The organism is Streptomyces sp. NPDC025833 (assembly GCF_055558055.1).
On record NZ_JBVHNF010000016.1, the window covers coordinates 57,990 to 73,567 of the forward strand.

General features: G+C 68.1%; 9 protein-coding genes and 2 pseudogenes. 5 read left to right on the top strand and 6 right to left on the bottom strand.

Annotated features, from left to right (window positions below; translation table 11 throughout):
* Positions 1-238: 238 nt before the first annotated feature.
* The 5 genes from haaN to ACZ4K2_RS27280 all read right to left on the bottom strand — a co-directional run bounded on the left by haaN (position 239) and on the right by ACZ4K2_RS27280 (position 6,193).
* Positions 239-718: a cyclophane-containing RiPP N-acetyltransferase HaaN gene (haaN, locus tag ACZ4K2_RS27260; RefSeq protein ID WP_467468091.1), complete on the bottom strand. Its 480-nt coding sequence runs from the start codon at positions 716-718 to the stop codon at positions 239-241.
* A 91-nt stretch (positions 719-809) separates the two neighbouring features.
* Positions 810-1,970, bottom strand: coding sequence for an FxsB family cyclophane-forming radical SAM/SPASM peptide maturase (locus ACZ4K2_RS27265; RefSeq protein ID WP_467468089.1), 1,161 nt, complete (start codon positions 1,968-1,970; stop codon positions 810-812).
* A 13-nt stretch (positions 1,971-1,983) separates the two neighbouring features.
* Positions 1,984-2,187, bottom strand: coding sequence for a HaaA family cyclophane-containing RiPP peptide (gene haaA, locus ACZ4K2_RS27270; RefSeq protein ID WP_467468087.1), 204 nt, complete (start codon positions 2,185-2,187; stop codon positions 1,984-1,986).
* Positions 2,188-2,312: 125 nt separating this feature from the next.
* On the bottom strand, positions 2,313-5,081 hold the full coding sequence (gene haaT / locus ACZ4K2_RS27275; protein ID WP_467468085.1) for a cyclophane-containing RiPP biosynthesis TPR protein HaaT: 2,769 nt from the start codon (positions 5,079-5,081) through the stop codon (positions 2,313-2,315).
* A 233-nt stretch (positions 5,082-5,314) separates the two neighbouring features.
* The gene (locus tag ACZ4K2_RS27280; protein WP_467468083.1) at positions 5,315-6,193 is read right to left on the bottom strand and encodes a hypothetical protein; all 879 of its coding nucleotides are present in this window, start codon (positions 6,191-6,193) and stop codon (positions 5,315-5,317) included.
* 540 nt (positions 6,194-6,733) lie between these two features.
* Between ACZ4K2_RS27280 and ACZ4K2_RS27285 the strand changes: the two genes are divergently transcribed.
* From ACZ4K2_RS27285 to ACZ4K2_RS27305, 5 genes and pseudogenes are all read left to right on the top strand, one after another.
* Positions 6,734-7,099, top strand: coding sequence for a hypothetical protein (locus ACZ4K2_RS27285; protein ID WP_467468081.1), 366 nt, complete (start codon positions 6,734-6,736; stop codon positions 7,097-7,099).
* Positions 7,089-11,375 carry a DUF6531 domain-containing protein gene (locus ACZ4K2_RS27290; RefSeq protein ID WP_467468080.1) on the top strand — a complete coding sequence of 1,429 codons (4,287 nt, stop codon included), beginning with the start codon at positions 7,089-7,091 and terminating at the stop codon, positions 11,373-11,375. The genes ACZ4K2_RS27285 and ACZ4K2_RS27290 overlap by 11 nt, the downstream gene beginning before the upstream one ends.
* Complete coding sequence (locus tag ACZ4K2_RS27295) at positions 11,372-11,833, top strand: hypothetical protein (protein WP_467468078.1); 462 nt, start codon at positions 11,372-11,374, stop codon at positions 11,831-11,833. Before ACZ4K2_RS27290 ends, ACZ4K2_RS27295 begins: the two co-directional genes overlap by 4 nt.
* A gap of 188 nt (positions 11,834-12,021) precedes the next feature.
* Positions 12,022-12,198, top strand: a pseudogene (locus ACZ4K2_RS27300) (JmjC domain-containing protein); the annotation flags it as partial.
* 1,122 nt (positions 12,199-13,320) lie between these two features.
* Positions 13,321-14,448, top strand: a complete 1,128-nt coding sequence (locus tag ACZ4K2_RS27305) for an endonuclease NucS domain-containing protein (RefSeq protein WP_467468076.1) — start codon at positions 13,321-13,323, stop codon at positions 14,446-14,448.
* Between the two features lie 154 nt (positions 14,449-14,602).
* Here the strand turns inward: ACZ4K2_RS27305 and ACZ4K2_RS27310 are convergent.
* A pseudogene (locus ACZ4K2_RS27310) lies at positions 14,603-15,560 on the bottom strand (IS481 family transposase).
* Positions 15,561-15,578: the final 18 nt, after the last annotated feature.

The window sequence follows — 15,578 nt, forward strand, 5'->3', positions numbered from 1 at the left end:
CACGTCGTCCTCGGTCATGTGGTCGCACCACCCGGGCCGGTGCGCGCACTGGGCCGGGGAGATCAGGATCGTGTCCTCCGGGTGAGCACGCCACTCGGTCCTCACGAACGTGGCCACCGGACGCGGGGGCGTCGACGCGGATGCGGAAGAGCCCGGCGGACATTCGCATCCCAGCCCGATGACGATCTTGCTGCCGCACTCGTCGCAGCGCTGTACTTCCACTTGTCTCGAACCGCCCTTACGCAGTGCCGGAATCGACCCGGTAGACGATCTTCCCGTCGTACTCGGCGAAACCGAGTGACTTGTAGAAGGTCCGTGCCACCGGGTTGTCGCTATCGGTCATCCATTCCACACGGCTGCACCCGGGGCGCGCCGCTGCGATGGCCCGGAGTTCGTCCATGAGGCTGGCACCGATGCGCTGCCGACGGAGCGTTTTGCGGACGTACAACTCCTTCAGGAACAGGGAGTGCGTGGAGCCTGCGGCAGGCCACAGAAACGAGTAGGCGGCGAGTCCGACGATGCTCCCGGTCCCGTCCTCGACGAGCAGCGCGGAGGCCAGCGGCGGCGAGCCGAAAAGCGCCTCCTCGACCTGAGCGCGACGTTCCTCCAGTGGCTGGATACTGGTGTCGGTCGCGCCGTAGAACCGCTCGATATCCTCGATCAATTCGGCCACGGCCGGTACGTCCCGCTTTTCCGCGGGGCGGATCGTCACGCTCATCGGCGCCTCCTGTCGTTCCTCGGTAGCTTCGGTCGCTGCTGCACTCGTTCGTTCCAGCGCGTGATCCCCCATGGTGGTACGGCACATGGGTCTATGGCGACGATCCTGCCTGCGCCCAGGGGTTCCAGCCGTGCTGCCGCAGTGAGACCTGGACGTGCCGGATGAGGTACTCAAGGTCTGCGCAGTAGACGGACGGGTTCCGGTAGCCCTTGGCTTCGCTGAAGCGGTGCGGGAGGTACCCACCGCCGCACACCTCCACAAGGGGGCAGGCACGGCACTGTGCGGCGAGCGCCTCCTTGCCGTGCCGCCGGTGCGACAGCTTCGGATGCGCCAGCGCTTCGTCGAGGGAGTGGCCAAGGACGTCGAGCCCGAGCCAGGAGGCACCCTCCGCGACCGATCTCAGGGTGTCGACGGCCTCGATCGAGCCGTCGGACTCGATCACGACACTGGTCGGCGGGGCCAGGCCGAGTGTCTCCACCGAGCCGCGCACACCAGAGCTGAGGGCCACGATGTCCTCCAGCATCCGGACGCTGTGCCTGTGCTCAGGCCGGGCGAGCCAGGCGTCGTACACCCGGCTCATCCACAGCCCGTACTCGGGCACGCTCGAGTCGGAGCGGTGCGGCGGGTCGTCGTGCGTCGCGTGCGGCAGGCCGAAGTCGATCACTGGCGGCTCGAATGCCGCCAGGTAGTCGTGGACCTCTACGGGGTCGTTGGCGGGGTCGACGACGGCGAGCAGACCCGCGAAGAGGTGTGGCCGCGACCGCAGCAGTTCGATGCCGAGCACGGCGGAGGCGGCGCTCGACCGTCCGGCGTGGGTCAGCCGATGCCGGTCGTTCGCACCCGGCGGACCGTCGAGGCTGACGCCCACCGCGACCTCGTACCGTTCAAAGAGGTCCAGCCACGCCCCGGACAGAAGCGTCCCATTGGTCTGGAGTCCGAAGAGGACCCGGGTCCCGGCCGGCACCCCGCCCCGGACGGTCTCCAGCAGATCGGCCATGTGTCCGATGCCGGCGAGAAGCGGCTCCCCGCCGTGCAGTACGACATGGACGGTCCGAAGGCGGTGCGCGGAAGCGTGCTCGCCGATCCGTCGGGCCGCAGCCCGGGCCACAGCGAGGTCCATTCGGGCGGGCAGGCGCCGCGCCACCTGGTCCCTGGAGTTGAAGACGAAGCAGTAGTCGCAGTCGATGTTGCAGCGATTGGCGACCTTCAGGATGAACGTCCGGAAGGGAGCCGGGCCTTCGGATTCTGTCATCGAGTGGATGCGCTTACGACAGCCAGGGCCAGATGAGCGAGGCCGCGTGGGAACCGTCGCCGACCCTTCCCGTCGTGTCCTCCTCGGCCTCCAGCCGCTGCCGGACACGGGCGGCCACTCGGTCCAGGACGGCGGGGTCGGCCGTCCCCGGCTCCGCGGACGCCGAGCTGACGGGCGTGACGGTGCACGCCTTGGTGACGGACGTGAGTGACGGCATCCAACGCTCCTCGTGGATACGTGCCGGCGGCGGCACGACGCGATGGGCTGAGGCGACAGATCGGCTGGAAACGTAGCATCCACGATCACCCACCCGGCACTGGAGATCCGGCCACATGGTCGGCATCATCCGGACCTGGACACCAGCAATCGCTCGATGTCGTCCACCGCCGCGCTCACTCCCAACCGTCGGTACACCGTCACGGCGGCCCGCAGCGGGCCCGAGCCCTGGTCGGGCCCTTCAACCGACCAGTCGCAGCGGCCGATGCCTTCCAGCGCCCGCGCCTCCTGCAACGGGCATCGGATGTCCCGCGCGAGTGCGAGCGCGTGACGAAAGTGCCGCCGGGCGGCCGTGGGTTCACCAGAGGTGAACAACAGCATCCCCCAGTGGTTCAGTACCTCCGCCTCGCCGCACCGGTCGCCCAGGGCCCGCAGAATATCCACACCGCGTTGGAACGCCTGGACCGCGCCGCCGACCTCACCGACGAGGCCGCGCGCCACGCCCAGCTCGCTCAGCGCGGCGGCCTCACCCCCGCGGCTGCCGAGCTCGCGGTAGGCATCCAGGGCTTCTTCAAGAAGGCTGATCGCGTCTGTCGCGTCCCCGGAAATGCTGTCCACGACACCGAGGTGGCGGATGCTGGTCGCGCGGCCGAACCGCTCGCCGAGCTCGGTGAAGTGTGTCAGGGCCTGGCCGTGTGCGGTCCGAGCTCCCTCGATGTCCCCGGTCAGCCGTCGGACGACACCCAGCTCGTTCAGTGCGTAAGCCTGGTGCACACGGTCGTCCAGCTCCAGGTAGATGTCGAACGCTTCCTGGTGGTGGCGGGTGGCCAGGCCGTACGCGCCCATGAGGCAGTGCACGACGCCGAGGTCCCGCAGGGAGTTCGCCTCCCCGTACCGGTCACCGAGTTCCCGGTAGAGCGCAAGGGCCTCACTCTGCGCCTCCACCGCGGCGTCGAACCGGCTCATCTGCCGGCGTGTCATGCCGAGATCGGCAAGCGCGTTCGCCTGTCCGAGCCGGTATCCCAGCTCCCGGTAGAGGGCGAGGGCCTCGGTCTGCGCGCGGGCCGCGTCCTCGTTGTCCGCGGTCAGGAACCAGACGATGCCGAGTTGGTTGAGTGCGTCCGCCTTGCCGCGCCGGTCGTTGACGGCTTCGTACGCCATCACGGCCTCGTTCAGGGCCTCGATCGCGTGCGGGTAGGCAGCCATGAATCGGCGTACGACGCCGAGTTCGGCGAGAGCGTCGCCACGGGCCTGCTGGTCGCCGGTGTGGCGAGTGGCCTCGGCGGCGGTCCGGTGGAGCCCGACGGCCTGATCCCAGGGGCCGGCCTGGCGCAGGAAGGGCGCCATGGCCGCGGCGAGCCGGACGACGAGGTCGTACAGGGCGAGGCCGTTCGCCCGCCGGACGCAGGCCAGGATGTTGGCCCGCTCGGTCTCCAGCCAGCTCAGGGCCTCCGCCCGTGAGTGCAGGCCTGGTGTCTCCAGCTGCCAGGTGCCGTCCGGCGCCGGAGGCACGGCGGCTCCGCTGCGCACGATGTGCCCGTTCGCGACGGCGAGAGCGGCCAGGTAGTAGGCGCACACGCGCTGGACGGCCAGTACGTGGTCCATGTCGTCTCCCTCGGCGGCGAGACCGCGAGCGTAGTCGCGCAGAAGATCGTGCAGCCGGTAGCGACTGCCCGGTTGCTCGTCGATCAGGTGGTCGTCGTAGAGAGCCTCGAGGTGCCGACGGGCCACCACGACCGAGTCCCCGCCCAGAGCCGCACCGATATGCGCGTCGAGATCGGTGCCGGGGAAGAAACCGAGACGCCGGAGGAAGCGCCGCCGCTCCGGTGCGAGATCTCGGTAGGAGAGATCAAATGTCGCGGTGACGGCGCGTTCTCCGGCACGCAGCTCCGCCAGGCGGTCCTGTGCCGCCACCAGTCGCCCGCGCAGGTCTTCGACGGTCCAGGACGGATGGTGCCGCAAGCGTGCAGCCAGGAGCGACACTCCCAGCGGCAGACACCCGCACAGCCGCACCAGCTCGTGCACCACATCCCGGCCGAGGGCGTCGGTCGGCCGCCCGCTGAGCCGCACGAAGAGGTCGACCGCGTGATCAGGTGGCAGCGCGTCCACCGACATGACCACCTCCTCGCTCGACACCAGCCGTTTGCGACTGGTCACCAACACCAGGCACCCGCTCCCACCGGGGAGCAGCGGCTCCAGCTGGCGGTAGCTGGCCGCGTTGTCGAGGATCAGCAGCGCCTTCTTGTCCGCGAGGCTGCTCCGCCACATGGCGGCCCGGGCCTCCGTGACCGCTCCGACGTCGTCACCGATGGGAATCTGCTGCGTCGGCACGCCGGTGGCCGCGAGAAGCGAGGCGAGCGCCTCGCTGGCCTGCACGGGGGTACGTCCCGGTGTGTGCCCGTTCAGATTGACGAAGAGCTGTCCGTCGGGGAACCGCTCCGAGAGAAGGTGACCGGCGTGCACGGCGAAGGTCGTCTTGCCAACGCCTGGCATGCCGTCGATCACGTGAACGGGCAGCCCCTCGCCGCGCTGCTGTGCGGCCCGGACCGAGACCACCAGCCGCTCCAGCTCCGCGGCACGGTCGGTGAACGCGGCGGTGTCACGCGGCAACGAACGCAGCACCTGGGCGGCTCCCGGTGGCCCCGCCCCATCCTCCGGTCGGCTGGGCGGCGTGGGCGGCCGAGCCTCGGAGAGCCCGGCGAGCAAGGCCGTCAACCCCGCCATCGTCACGCCAAGCACGACGAACGAGAACCAGGCGTGCGCCTGTAACCACCCCAGCCAGCCGGGCCACCGCGACTCATCGGACACCGCGTTCGTGACGAGCCCGACCAGCAGGGTGGTTACAGCGCCGCCACCGGCGACGACGGCGATCGCGATCCCGCGCCGGAGTCTCATGCGAAGGCCTCGGCAACCAGGAGAGCGGCCGATTCCCGGCTGGTGCCGCCGAGAGGACACCACGTACTGCCAACTGACCCGGTCACGAAGGCAACCCCCGAGTACGACACCACATCTTCCCCAACGGAACAGCCCGCGTAGACCTCGGTCAAGGGCGCTTCTGAGTCACGAGGTGCACCGGCTGCCGCAGAGCGCGCCGGTCCGTAACCGAGAACTGGTCATTCCGGCCGGGGCTACTCGACATCGCGGGTGGTGGGCTCGGATTCGGTCGGCTCGGTAGACCTCGTGGCGGAACTTTCGCTCGTCCTGTTCGCCTCGATGGGAGCACGGCGCCGCCGTTGCAGCTCATCGCGTTCAACGTCCGGGATCGTCATCGACTCGGCAAGCACGGCCGCGAGCGCGTCCACCTGAGTGTTGTCCACGTCGGCATGGAAGAGCCACCGGATGTTCTCGTCGCGCGTGATGAGGTCGATCGCCAAGCGTGCGCTTCTGTCCTGCGTGGCTGTTGCTCGGACGTATCGCACTTGGTCGACCGGGATGTCCTGACGGATCTCGGCCTGCTCAAGGAATCCGTTCGACCTGGCCGTGATGACGCGGCGATCCGTGACGACCAGCGCCGGCCCGATCGAGGCCGCGGTCTGCGCCTTGCTCACCGTGTTCACGGAGTAGAAGCGGGCCTGGTGCAGGATGCGGCCGGGAACCACCACCGCTCCGAGGTTCCCCCCGTCCTTGACGGCCAGCGTCGCGCCGCTCTTCAGCAGGGCCTGTGCCGTGTCGCCGATCCTGTAGAGCCCCTGCACGCTGGCGAACGCGTTTCCGAGATTGCAGGCCACGGTAGCCGCGTTCCCGAGCGAGGCGAGGACCGCTGAGATCTGCTTGCGGTCGGAAGCCGGCACGATCCCGAAGTCGATCAGATCGGGCTTCATTTCCGGCGGAATTTCACCGGCGACGAGAGCCACCCCTGGAATCACCTCCGCGAGGACCGTCGACGCCGTCGTCGAGTCGGCGTCCGAGGTGGACACCGGATCGTCCGACACAGGTGAGTCGGCGGTACCGCTCCGGCCACTCTCTTCAGGCTCGGCGTTCTCCATCGAGGCCGAAGGGTCCTGCATGCGATCTCCTCCCCGCGGGCGCGCCCAACGGCGGGGCCTCGTCGCCGTCGACCGCCGAAGTCTACGGCTCAACGCCCCACGGCTCAGGCGGAATCCAACGGACTGAATCAACACCCGGCCACTGGCACGCGGGATCAGCGTCCCTCGGACGCGTGAAGCTGGCGTTCTCCGAGGCCGAGTGTGACTCCACTGCGTATCCGTTCGGGTGGCCTGGGAGGGCTTCGGTGAGCGGGTCAGCTCCCAGATGGCTCCCAGGCGTGCGCCCGAAGGACCCTGCACGCCTACACGTCACCCGTTCGAGTCAGAGTTCCGCCGGAGGCACGGGGCCGCATCACCGCGGCCCCCCTTGTTCATCTCCCCGCCTGACGAGGCGATCACCCACCCGCTCCCAGGAACGCCGTCACGGCCAGCCGGCAGGAGGACTCGGAGACGAACACCCGCCGGGCACCCTTACGCGCGCAGGCTGTCGCCATGGCATTTCCTTTACCCGGCTGCCCTATGGTCGGAAGCCGCAGCCGTGAACCGGGGGAGGCGACAGCCATGGGGGACGGCAAGGTGCCCGGCAAGGTGCTGGACATCAAGACCGCCGACATCAGGACGGCGGCACCGGTCTTTCACCAGGGCGCCATGGATCTGAGCAAGGCGCTGACCACGCTCATCCAGACCCTGGACGGCTTGGGCGAGCCCTGGGGCCACGACGAGCAGGGCGACGAGTTCGGCAACGCCTACAAGCCGCAGCAGAAGAAGATCGAGAGCGCGGCGGGCATTCTGGTGCTCGGTCTGACGAGCATTCACGAGGCCATGGTGGACCTCTCGGACGGGCACGTGGACAACGACCAGCTCATCGCCGGCATGTTCACGGAAGTCAGGGCCGGCAAGCAGAGCGACGGTGCCGGTGAGCGTTGAGGACAAGGCCCGCCACATCCTCCTCAAGCTGGGGCTATGGTGGCCCGAGGCCGACTCCGACAAGCTGCGCGACGTGGCGAAGGCCTGGCGCACCTTCGCGGATGCCGTGGACGACGTCCGCGGCCCCGTGCACCGCAGCGCGTCCTCGATCATCCACAACAACACCGGTGAGTCGATCGAGGCGTTCGAGAAGTTCTGGGGCCGCTACGCCAAGGACCAGGACGGCGGCTGGCTGAGCGATCTCGCGAAGTCCGCGCGGGGGATGGCCGAGGCGCTGGAGAAGTTCGCCGACGCCATCGACGACGCGATCAACAAGCTCTGGACGCAGATCGGTATCGACGCCGCCGTGATCGCGGGCGGAGTGACGCTCGCCTTCTTCACCGCGGGCCTCGCCTCCGGTGCCGCCGTCGCGGCGGCGGACGCGGTCATCGAGTTCGGCGCCGCGATGGGTGTCGCCGTCACCACGACGGTGGCCGAGATCGCCGCCGGCACCCTCGTCGCCGCCGCGTTCGGCGGGATCGAGTCGGTCGCCGTCGACCTCGCCGTGGCCCAGCCGCTGAAGATGGTGACCGGTCTCCAGAACGGCTTCAGCCTGGACGAGGTGAACCAGGCCGCCAAGGACGGCATGATCTTCGGCGGCGCCCTGGGAGCGGGCGGCGGCCTGCTGAAGGCGAGCATGGAAGGCGGCCTCGCCGACACCACCCCGCTGCTGCTGCGCCCACCCTCCCTCCGCCCGGACCTGGTCGAGCTGGGGCCGGCGGCCCGCAACGCCGAGCGCACTCCCTGCGTGGGCGAACCGATCGACGTGGCGACCGGCGCCATGCTGATGACGCAGACCGACCTGACCCTGCCGGGGAGTCTGCCGCTGGAGTTCACACGCACCCACCTCTCCTCCTATCGGGGAGGCGTCTGCTTCGGCCCGACCTGGATCTCCACGCTGGACGAGTGCCTCCAGATCGACGGCGAGGGCGTCGTCTTCGCCGCGTCGGACGGCATGCGCCTGGTGTACCCGGTACCGGAACCGGGCGTGCCGACCATGCCGGTGAAGGGCCCGCGCCGGCCCCTGGAGTGGGACGGCGAACCGGACGGCGCGATGACGGTCACGGACCCGGCGACCGGTGTGACGCGCACTTTCGCCGCCCCCGTCCCCTCCCCGACCTTCGGCGTCTTCCACCTGGCGCTGGAATCCTGGAGCGACCGCAACGGCAACCACATCGACGTCGACCGCGACGACGAGGGAATTCCGGTCGGTATCCGCCACTCGGGCGGTTACTACGTGGCCGTCGACACCCAGGGCCCGCGCATCACGGCCCTGCGCCTGCTGGACGAACCGCCCTCGCGCTATCGCCCGTCCCCCGCGCCTGATGAGGGCACGGTAGTCATGCGCTACGTCTACGACACCTCCGGCAACCTCACCGAGGTCGTCAACTCCAGCGGCGAGCCCCTACGCTTCACCTACGACACCGAGGGCCGCGTCACCCGCTGGACCGACCGCAACGGCACGTGGTTCTCGTACGTCTACGACGACCGCGGCCGCGTGGTCCGTACCGAGGGCATCGAGGGCGTCCTCTCCGGAACACTCACCTACGACGTCGCGGGACGCACCACGACGTACACCGACTCCCAGGGCCATGTCTCGGTCCACCGGTACAACGCCGAGGGCCTGGTGGTGGAGGAGACGGACCCACTCGGGCACGTCACGCGCACGGAGTGGGACGAGTACGGCGACAAGCCTCTGACGGTTGTCGACGCCCTGGGCCACGCCACGCGGTACGCCTATGACGACGCCGGCAACGTCACGGAACTCACCCTGCCCGACGGCTCGGCGGCCCGGGCCGCCTACAACGCACTCGGCCTGCCCACGGAGCTGGTCGAACCCGGCGGGGCGGTCTGGCGGCACACGTACGACGAGCGGGGCAACCTGCTCAGCACCGTGGACCCGCTCGGCGCCGAGACGCGGTACACGAACGACGCGGCGGGCCGAGCCACGTCGATCACGAACGCCCTGGGACACACCCGCACGGTTGCCTACGACGACGCCGGTCTGCCCATCACCCTGACGGATGAACTGGGTCACGTGACAGCGGTCCGTCGCGACTCCTTCGGCCGGGTCATCGAGGTGACCGACCCTCTCGGCCACACCACGCGCCTGGGATGGACGACAGAAGGGAAGCCCGCCTGGCGGGAACTGGACAACGGAACGCGTGAGTCATGGACTTGGGACGCCGAGGGCCACCTGCTTCGTCACACGGACATCGCTGGCAACACCACCCACCATTCGGTGAGCCACTTCGGCGTGCCGGCCACCCGTACGGGGCCGGGAGGCGCGCGGTACACGTTCGACCACGACACCGAACTCCGTCTGACCACCGTTACGAACCCGCAGGGCCTGACCTGGTCGTACACGTATGACGGCGCGGGCCGGCTGACAGCGGAGACGGACTTCAACGGCCGGACCCTCAGCTACACGCGCGATGCCGTCGGCAACCTGACCGCGCGCGCCAATGGCGCCGGACAGACGCTGCGCTTCGTGCGGGACCCGCTCGGCCGGGTAGCGGAACAGCACGCCGACACGGGTGACGTCACCACGTTCACCCACGGCTCAGACGGCAACCTGTGCCGCGCGGCTAACGCGGATGCCGACGTCGTGCTGGAGCGTGACCGGCTCGGCCGCGTGTTGTCGGAGACCGTGAACGGTCGGACGGTCACCTATGTCCACGATGCCCTCGGTCGCCGGACCCGGCGTACGGCACCTTCGGGGCTGGTCTCCGAATGGACCTACGACCTGGCGGGGCGTCCGCTCACCCTGCGGTCGTCCGTGGGTGCCCTGGACTTCCGCCATGACGCTGTCGGCCGGGAGGAACAGCGCAACATCGGTACGGAGGCAACGCTGACCCAGACATGGACCGCGGCGGGTCTGCTGGCCGCGCAGACCCTGACCGCCGCCTCCCCTGACCGCGTCCTCCAGCATCGGACGTACGCACATCGAGCAGACGGCTATCTCACCGAAATCCGGGAGCTGACGTCGGGCACCCGCCGCTTCGACCTGGATGACATGGGCCGCGTCACCCGCACGCGCGCCCACGGCTGGAGCGAGACCTACGCGTACGACCCAGCGGGCAACCTGACGCACGCCGCGTCGCCGGCCCATGGGGCGCCCGGTGAGCGGCGGTTCGAGGGCACGCTCGTCTGCTCGGCCGGCCGCAGCTCCTATGAGCACGATGGCGAAGGCCGCCTCGTGCGCAGGACCCGCAAGCTTCTGAACGGTCGGACCCGTACCTGGACCTACAGGTGGAACGCCGAGGACCGCCTCACGGAGGTGATCACTCCGGACGGAATTCAGTGGCGCTACGCGTACGACCCGCTCGGCCGGCGCATCTCCAAACACCGGGTCGTCGGCGACGGCTCCGTCGCCGACCGTACGGACTTCATCTGGGAGGACCTGTGCCTGGCCGAGCAGGCCACGGCAGACGGCTGGGTGACAACCTGGGACTACACACCGGACAGCCCGCGTCCGGTCGCCCAGACGCGCCACAGGTCGACCGCGGCAGCCGCCAATACGTCGTTCCTGGCGCAGTTGGCGGAAGAAGCGGATCCCGAGCGAGGCACTCAGTTCCACGCAGTCGTCACTGACTCCCTCGGTACACCAACGGAGTTGGTTTCCGCGACAGGAGATCTGGTCTGGCAACGTCGTACCAGCCTGTGGGGCACTCCCTTTCCAGCTCTGGACGAAGCGACGTCGCCAGTCGACTGCCCGCTGCGTTTCCCGGGACAGTACGCCGACCCCGAGACGGGTCTGCACTACAACCTGCACCGGTACTACGATCCCGAGACAGCGCGGTACATCAGCGCGGATCCGCTGGGCCTCGTCCCCGCACCGGATCACCATGCCTATGTACCGAACCCGCTGAGCTGGAGCGACCATTTCGGCCTCGCGGGGAAGGGGCCGAAGGGCCCGCCGAATCCCCTGGAATTCGGACAGGGGTATACGGGGCGGGCTGACATCTTCCCGGTGAGCAACAGGGGCATGGATGTCGAAATCCATGTCTACGACAAGTCCATGCGCGAAGTGGGGTTGTTCAACAGCCAGGGATGGTTCAATAAGCACGGCATCAAAGCCTCGGAGGTCGAAGTGCCGCCCGGTGTGGAGAATGCCATCAAGGGACGGGTCATCTACGAGTTGCGGAAAGTCGGCCGCATCGGCCCGAAGGGTACCGAGGACATTTCGGGAGATAAATGGAGGCGACCGCCTCTCGCCGCGGAAGGTTGCAAATGAAGTACGTGACGGCCGTCTGGAACGATGGCGGGTTCTACGTCGATCCAAGGGGCTACCTGGCCGAACTCCCCACATTCATTGATCGACTGCCGACTGGGGCAAGAGAATTTGCGTCGGATCCGGCGCATTATGCTTTGGGGCACGGTAACAGTCGTTGTGTAAAGGATTTGGAATTGTCCGGCATCCAGGTGCCTACCGATAAAAGTGGAGGGCTTACCCTGGATTTCGCTCCGAACCAGTGGAAGCACGACGCCGGGCTCCGAATCAGCTACTCAGGAGTGACGCACTTCTCCATCGACTATGAGCACTCAATCGACTGGATGCTGGTCGACACCGTGCTCCTCGACGAGATTCTCCCGGGCGAGGACGGGGGGTGCGTGCACGAGATCGCCCTCACTGACGCGTCGATCACCGTGCGCTGCGAGGACCTGCACGCCGTGTGGGGGGACGCGAGCTGAAGGGGCAACTGAGATCATCGGTCCACAGGGCACCGGCTCATCGTCGCCCCGAAGGACAGGAAGAGCGTCATCACCTCCACCGGGCGCGAGAAATGCACATCCCCGGATCGCTGCACGGTCCTGCCAAGGGAAGGCCGATGAGGCCGCATGCAGGTGCCTGCTTCGGCGAACTGCTGCGGCACGGCGATCCGACCCTGGAATTGTCTCTGCGAGGGAAGCCGGTCGTGCTGGAACAGGTCGCGGCAGTCGCAGGGGCTGAAGTGGTGGAGGTCGCCGAGGTCCTGCTGTAGGAGGAACTGTGCGCGGTCGTGACCCCGGAGTTGTCCTCGGGCTACACCGTTCTCGTCACGAACGCCGGTTCCTGACCGGGGCGCTGGACCTGGGCGTCACCGCGCTCCAAACCAGCACCAACTACTTGGCGTCCGCTCGCACCAGGTCCTGGCTCGGACAGCCGGTCATCTGCCTGGGCATCATCGAGCGGGGCTGTCAGGTCCGGCATGGTTGGTCCGATCTTGGAATGATCCACAGAGATGACCAGATGGTACGACGGGTCACTGACAGTGAGCCACCGCTGCGGGCCCCAACAACTAGTAACGAGCAGTGAAGTTGCCGGGCGGACGGTGTGCCCTCCACGACCCACGGAGCAGTGCCGACAGGCCGATGGGTTGCGGCAGTGATTCGAAGTACAAGCGCCAGCTTGGTCACCGACCAGCGCAAGTTCCACAGGGCACCCGGCGTTGACCACGGCGCCAGCGGATTCCACTTCTCGCTCTGAGCTTTGCCTGGGATCTTGGTGAGCTGCGTCTTCCCTGTTCAGGGGCCATGGTCTCGCCCGCCTGATGGTCGTCGTTGGTTTTCATCGGCCACTGTCGAGCGACGTCGGACGGCCCAGAGACTGCCCAGCTCTGCCGCACTCGACTGACGGCTGGCACCTTCGATGGGCCCGTCAGCACATCAGCCGACGGGCAGTCAGCCACGATGGCGGGGGCCAGCCGGCCACGCGTGCGTGTGCCTCACTGTGCCGCCCACCGGCCTCCGCCGCGCTGCTGGTGCGTCGACCAGAGATAGCCGCGACGGCCGACCTCTGGCGACGATGCCGGAGCCCTCAGCTTGGGAAGCTGGGGAGATCTAGGGCTTGCTCCCGGCCTGACTTGCGGCGGAGAGACGCAGGCCCGCGGCAGGCGGTCGATCGGTTGCCCGCTGTTCCCCATGGTTCCCCGCACGATCTGGCACGGGTCTGGCACGACCTCTTCGCCTTGAACCCTCGGCCGCTGGGTCATTGCGGTATAGCGGACTGATCAGGCGGCCACCGAGGGGCGTTGGCGGTCAGCTGTGGTCGAGCTGGTTGCTGTACTTCGCTGCTGTATCGCAACGGCAATCACGTGGAGCTGGACCACGAGCTAGGCCTACTGGCAGACGAGGGTTCGTCGTCATACTGTCGGTTGCCATGCCTGATCAGCTGGGCCTGGTGGTCGGAACGGAGGGGGATGGCGATGCCGCTGGAGTTCGGGCTGTGGCGTGTGGACGACAAACCCGTGCGAGTCGCTACGCGGCCGATGCCTTTGGAGTCCCGGCTTGAGGAGCTCATAGAGGCTGATCCCGGCATCCTGGGGTATCCATTGCTGCTGATCGGCCGACAGGTACTCACCCAGTACGGGAAGGTGGTTGACCTGCTGGGCATGGATGCCGAGGGAGGCCTGCACGTTCTGGAGCTCAAGCGAGACCGTACGCCTCGGGAAGTGGTGGCTCAGGTCCTCGACTACGGTTCCTGGGTCCAGGAGCTCACCAATGAGCAGATCCGTGACATCTACACCTCCTACGCCCGCGGCAGAGGCATGGCGGAGGAGTTGGACGAGGCGTTCGCGGTGCGATTCGGTGGAACTCCGCCAGAAGCGCTCAATTCGACCCACGCTCTCACCATCGTCGCGAGTGAGATCGATGCGGCGACGGAGCGGATCGTCACCTACCTGGCGTCTGGGTTTCAGGTCCCGGTCAACGTGCTCTTCTTTCGCTACTTCGAGGACGAGGGGCGCTCCTATCTGGCCCGTACCTGGTTGATGGACGAGGCCGAGGCTGTGGTGCCGTCGGCCGGAGCGAAGGGGCGTGGCAAGCAGGAGCCGTGGAACGGGTCGGATTGGTACGTGTCGTTCGGCGATGAGGCCGGAGGCCGGAATTGGGACGACGCCCTCCGCTACGGATTCGTGTCTGCCGGCGGCGGGGAGTGGTTCTCCCGGACGCTCCGGTCCCTGCCGCTCGGGGCGAGGGTGTTCACGCATATCCCCAAGGCGGGATACGTGGGCGTCGGCACGGTCTCCGGCGAACCCCAACCGTTCGAGGACGCCGTCCTCAGCGACGAGGGTGAAAGCCGGCGCATGTCCGATCTCTCCCTGGAAGGCACCTATCGACGTGCCGGGGACAGAGCAGACAGCGGCGCGGACGATCCTCGGGAGTGGATCGTCCCGGTGACTTGGGAGCGTGCTGTGCCACGCGAAGAGGCATTGTGGCGCACGGGCTTCTTCGCCAACCAGAACTCCGCATGCAAGCTCCGCGCCCGCTTCACCATCGAAGAAGTCTCCCGACACTTCGGTATAGATCAAAACTTCCCTGCCGCCTGACACGAGTCGGTCGCAGCCCTGTGCAGCGGCGCTCAGATCGGTTGCATCGAAGGCGGCGGACATACCCGGTTGACGCGGAGCGCGTCTCGCGCATACGGCTCCGGAGGGCGCGTGCGTCCCTGGCGCATTGGCAGGTCAAGAGCGTAGAGGCGGGCTAGCTGTATTGATCCGCAGCGTTGTTGACGCGGCTGATCGGGGGGTGACCGTCGAGTGCGGTGTGGCAGCGGTGGTGGTTGTAGGTGTGCAGGAAGTCTGCCAGGGCTGCTGTTCGCTCGTCGTTGGAGGTGTAGGGCCGCAGGTAGGCCCACTCGTCGAGCAGGGTCCGGTTGAAGCGTTCGACCTTGCCGTTGGTCTGCGGCCGGTAGGCGCGGGTGAGCTTGCCCCTGGCGCCGAGGTCGGCCAGGGCCTGCTGCCAGGCGAAGCTCTTGCGGTAGGGCCAGGCGTTGTCGGTCAGGAGCCGCTCGACGCGGTCGATGCCGTGCGCGGTGAAGAAGGCCGCGGCCCGGCGGAGGAAGGCAGCGCAGGTGGCGGCCTTCTCATCGCCGTGGACCTCGCTGTAAGCGAGGCGGGTGTGGTCGTCGACGGCGGAGTGGATGTAGTCGAAGCCCATACCGCTGCGGGTGGCGCGGCCTGCCTGGCGGCCCAGGACCTTGTGACCGCCGCCGTTGGGGATCCGGCCGAGTTTCTTGACGTCGACGTGGAGGAGTTCGCCGGGCCGCTCACGCTCGTAGCGGCGGATCACGGTGCCGGTCGGACGGTCGAGCCAGGCCAGCCGATGGAGCCGGTGACGGGTCAGGATCCGGTGGACCGTCGAGGCCGGGAGGCTCAGGATCGGGCCGATCCTCGCCGGTCCCAGTTTGCGGGATTGCCGCAGGTCGCAGACCTTGGCTTCGATGTCGGCCGGAGTCCGGTGAGGTGTCGTGCGTGGCCGGCTGGAGCGGTCGGCCAGGCCGGCGTCACCTTCGGCCCGCCACCGCTGCATCCACTTGTGCGCGGTGGCCCGCGATATACCCATCTCGGCTGCGACATGGGCGACCGGGCGGCCCGAGCGGACCCGCTCGACCAACAGGTCGCCTACCGAAGACGGTCAGCCGGGCATTACGGTGGGACACGAAGACCTCCGTGCGGTG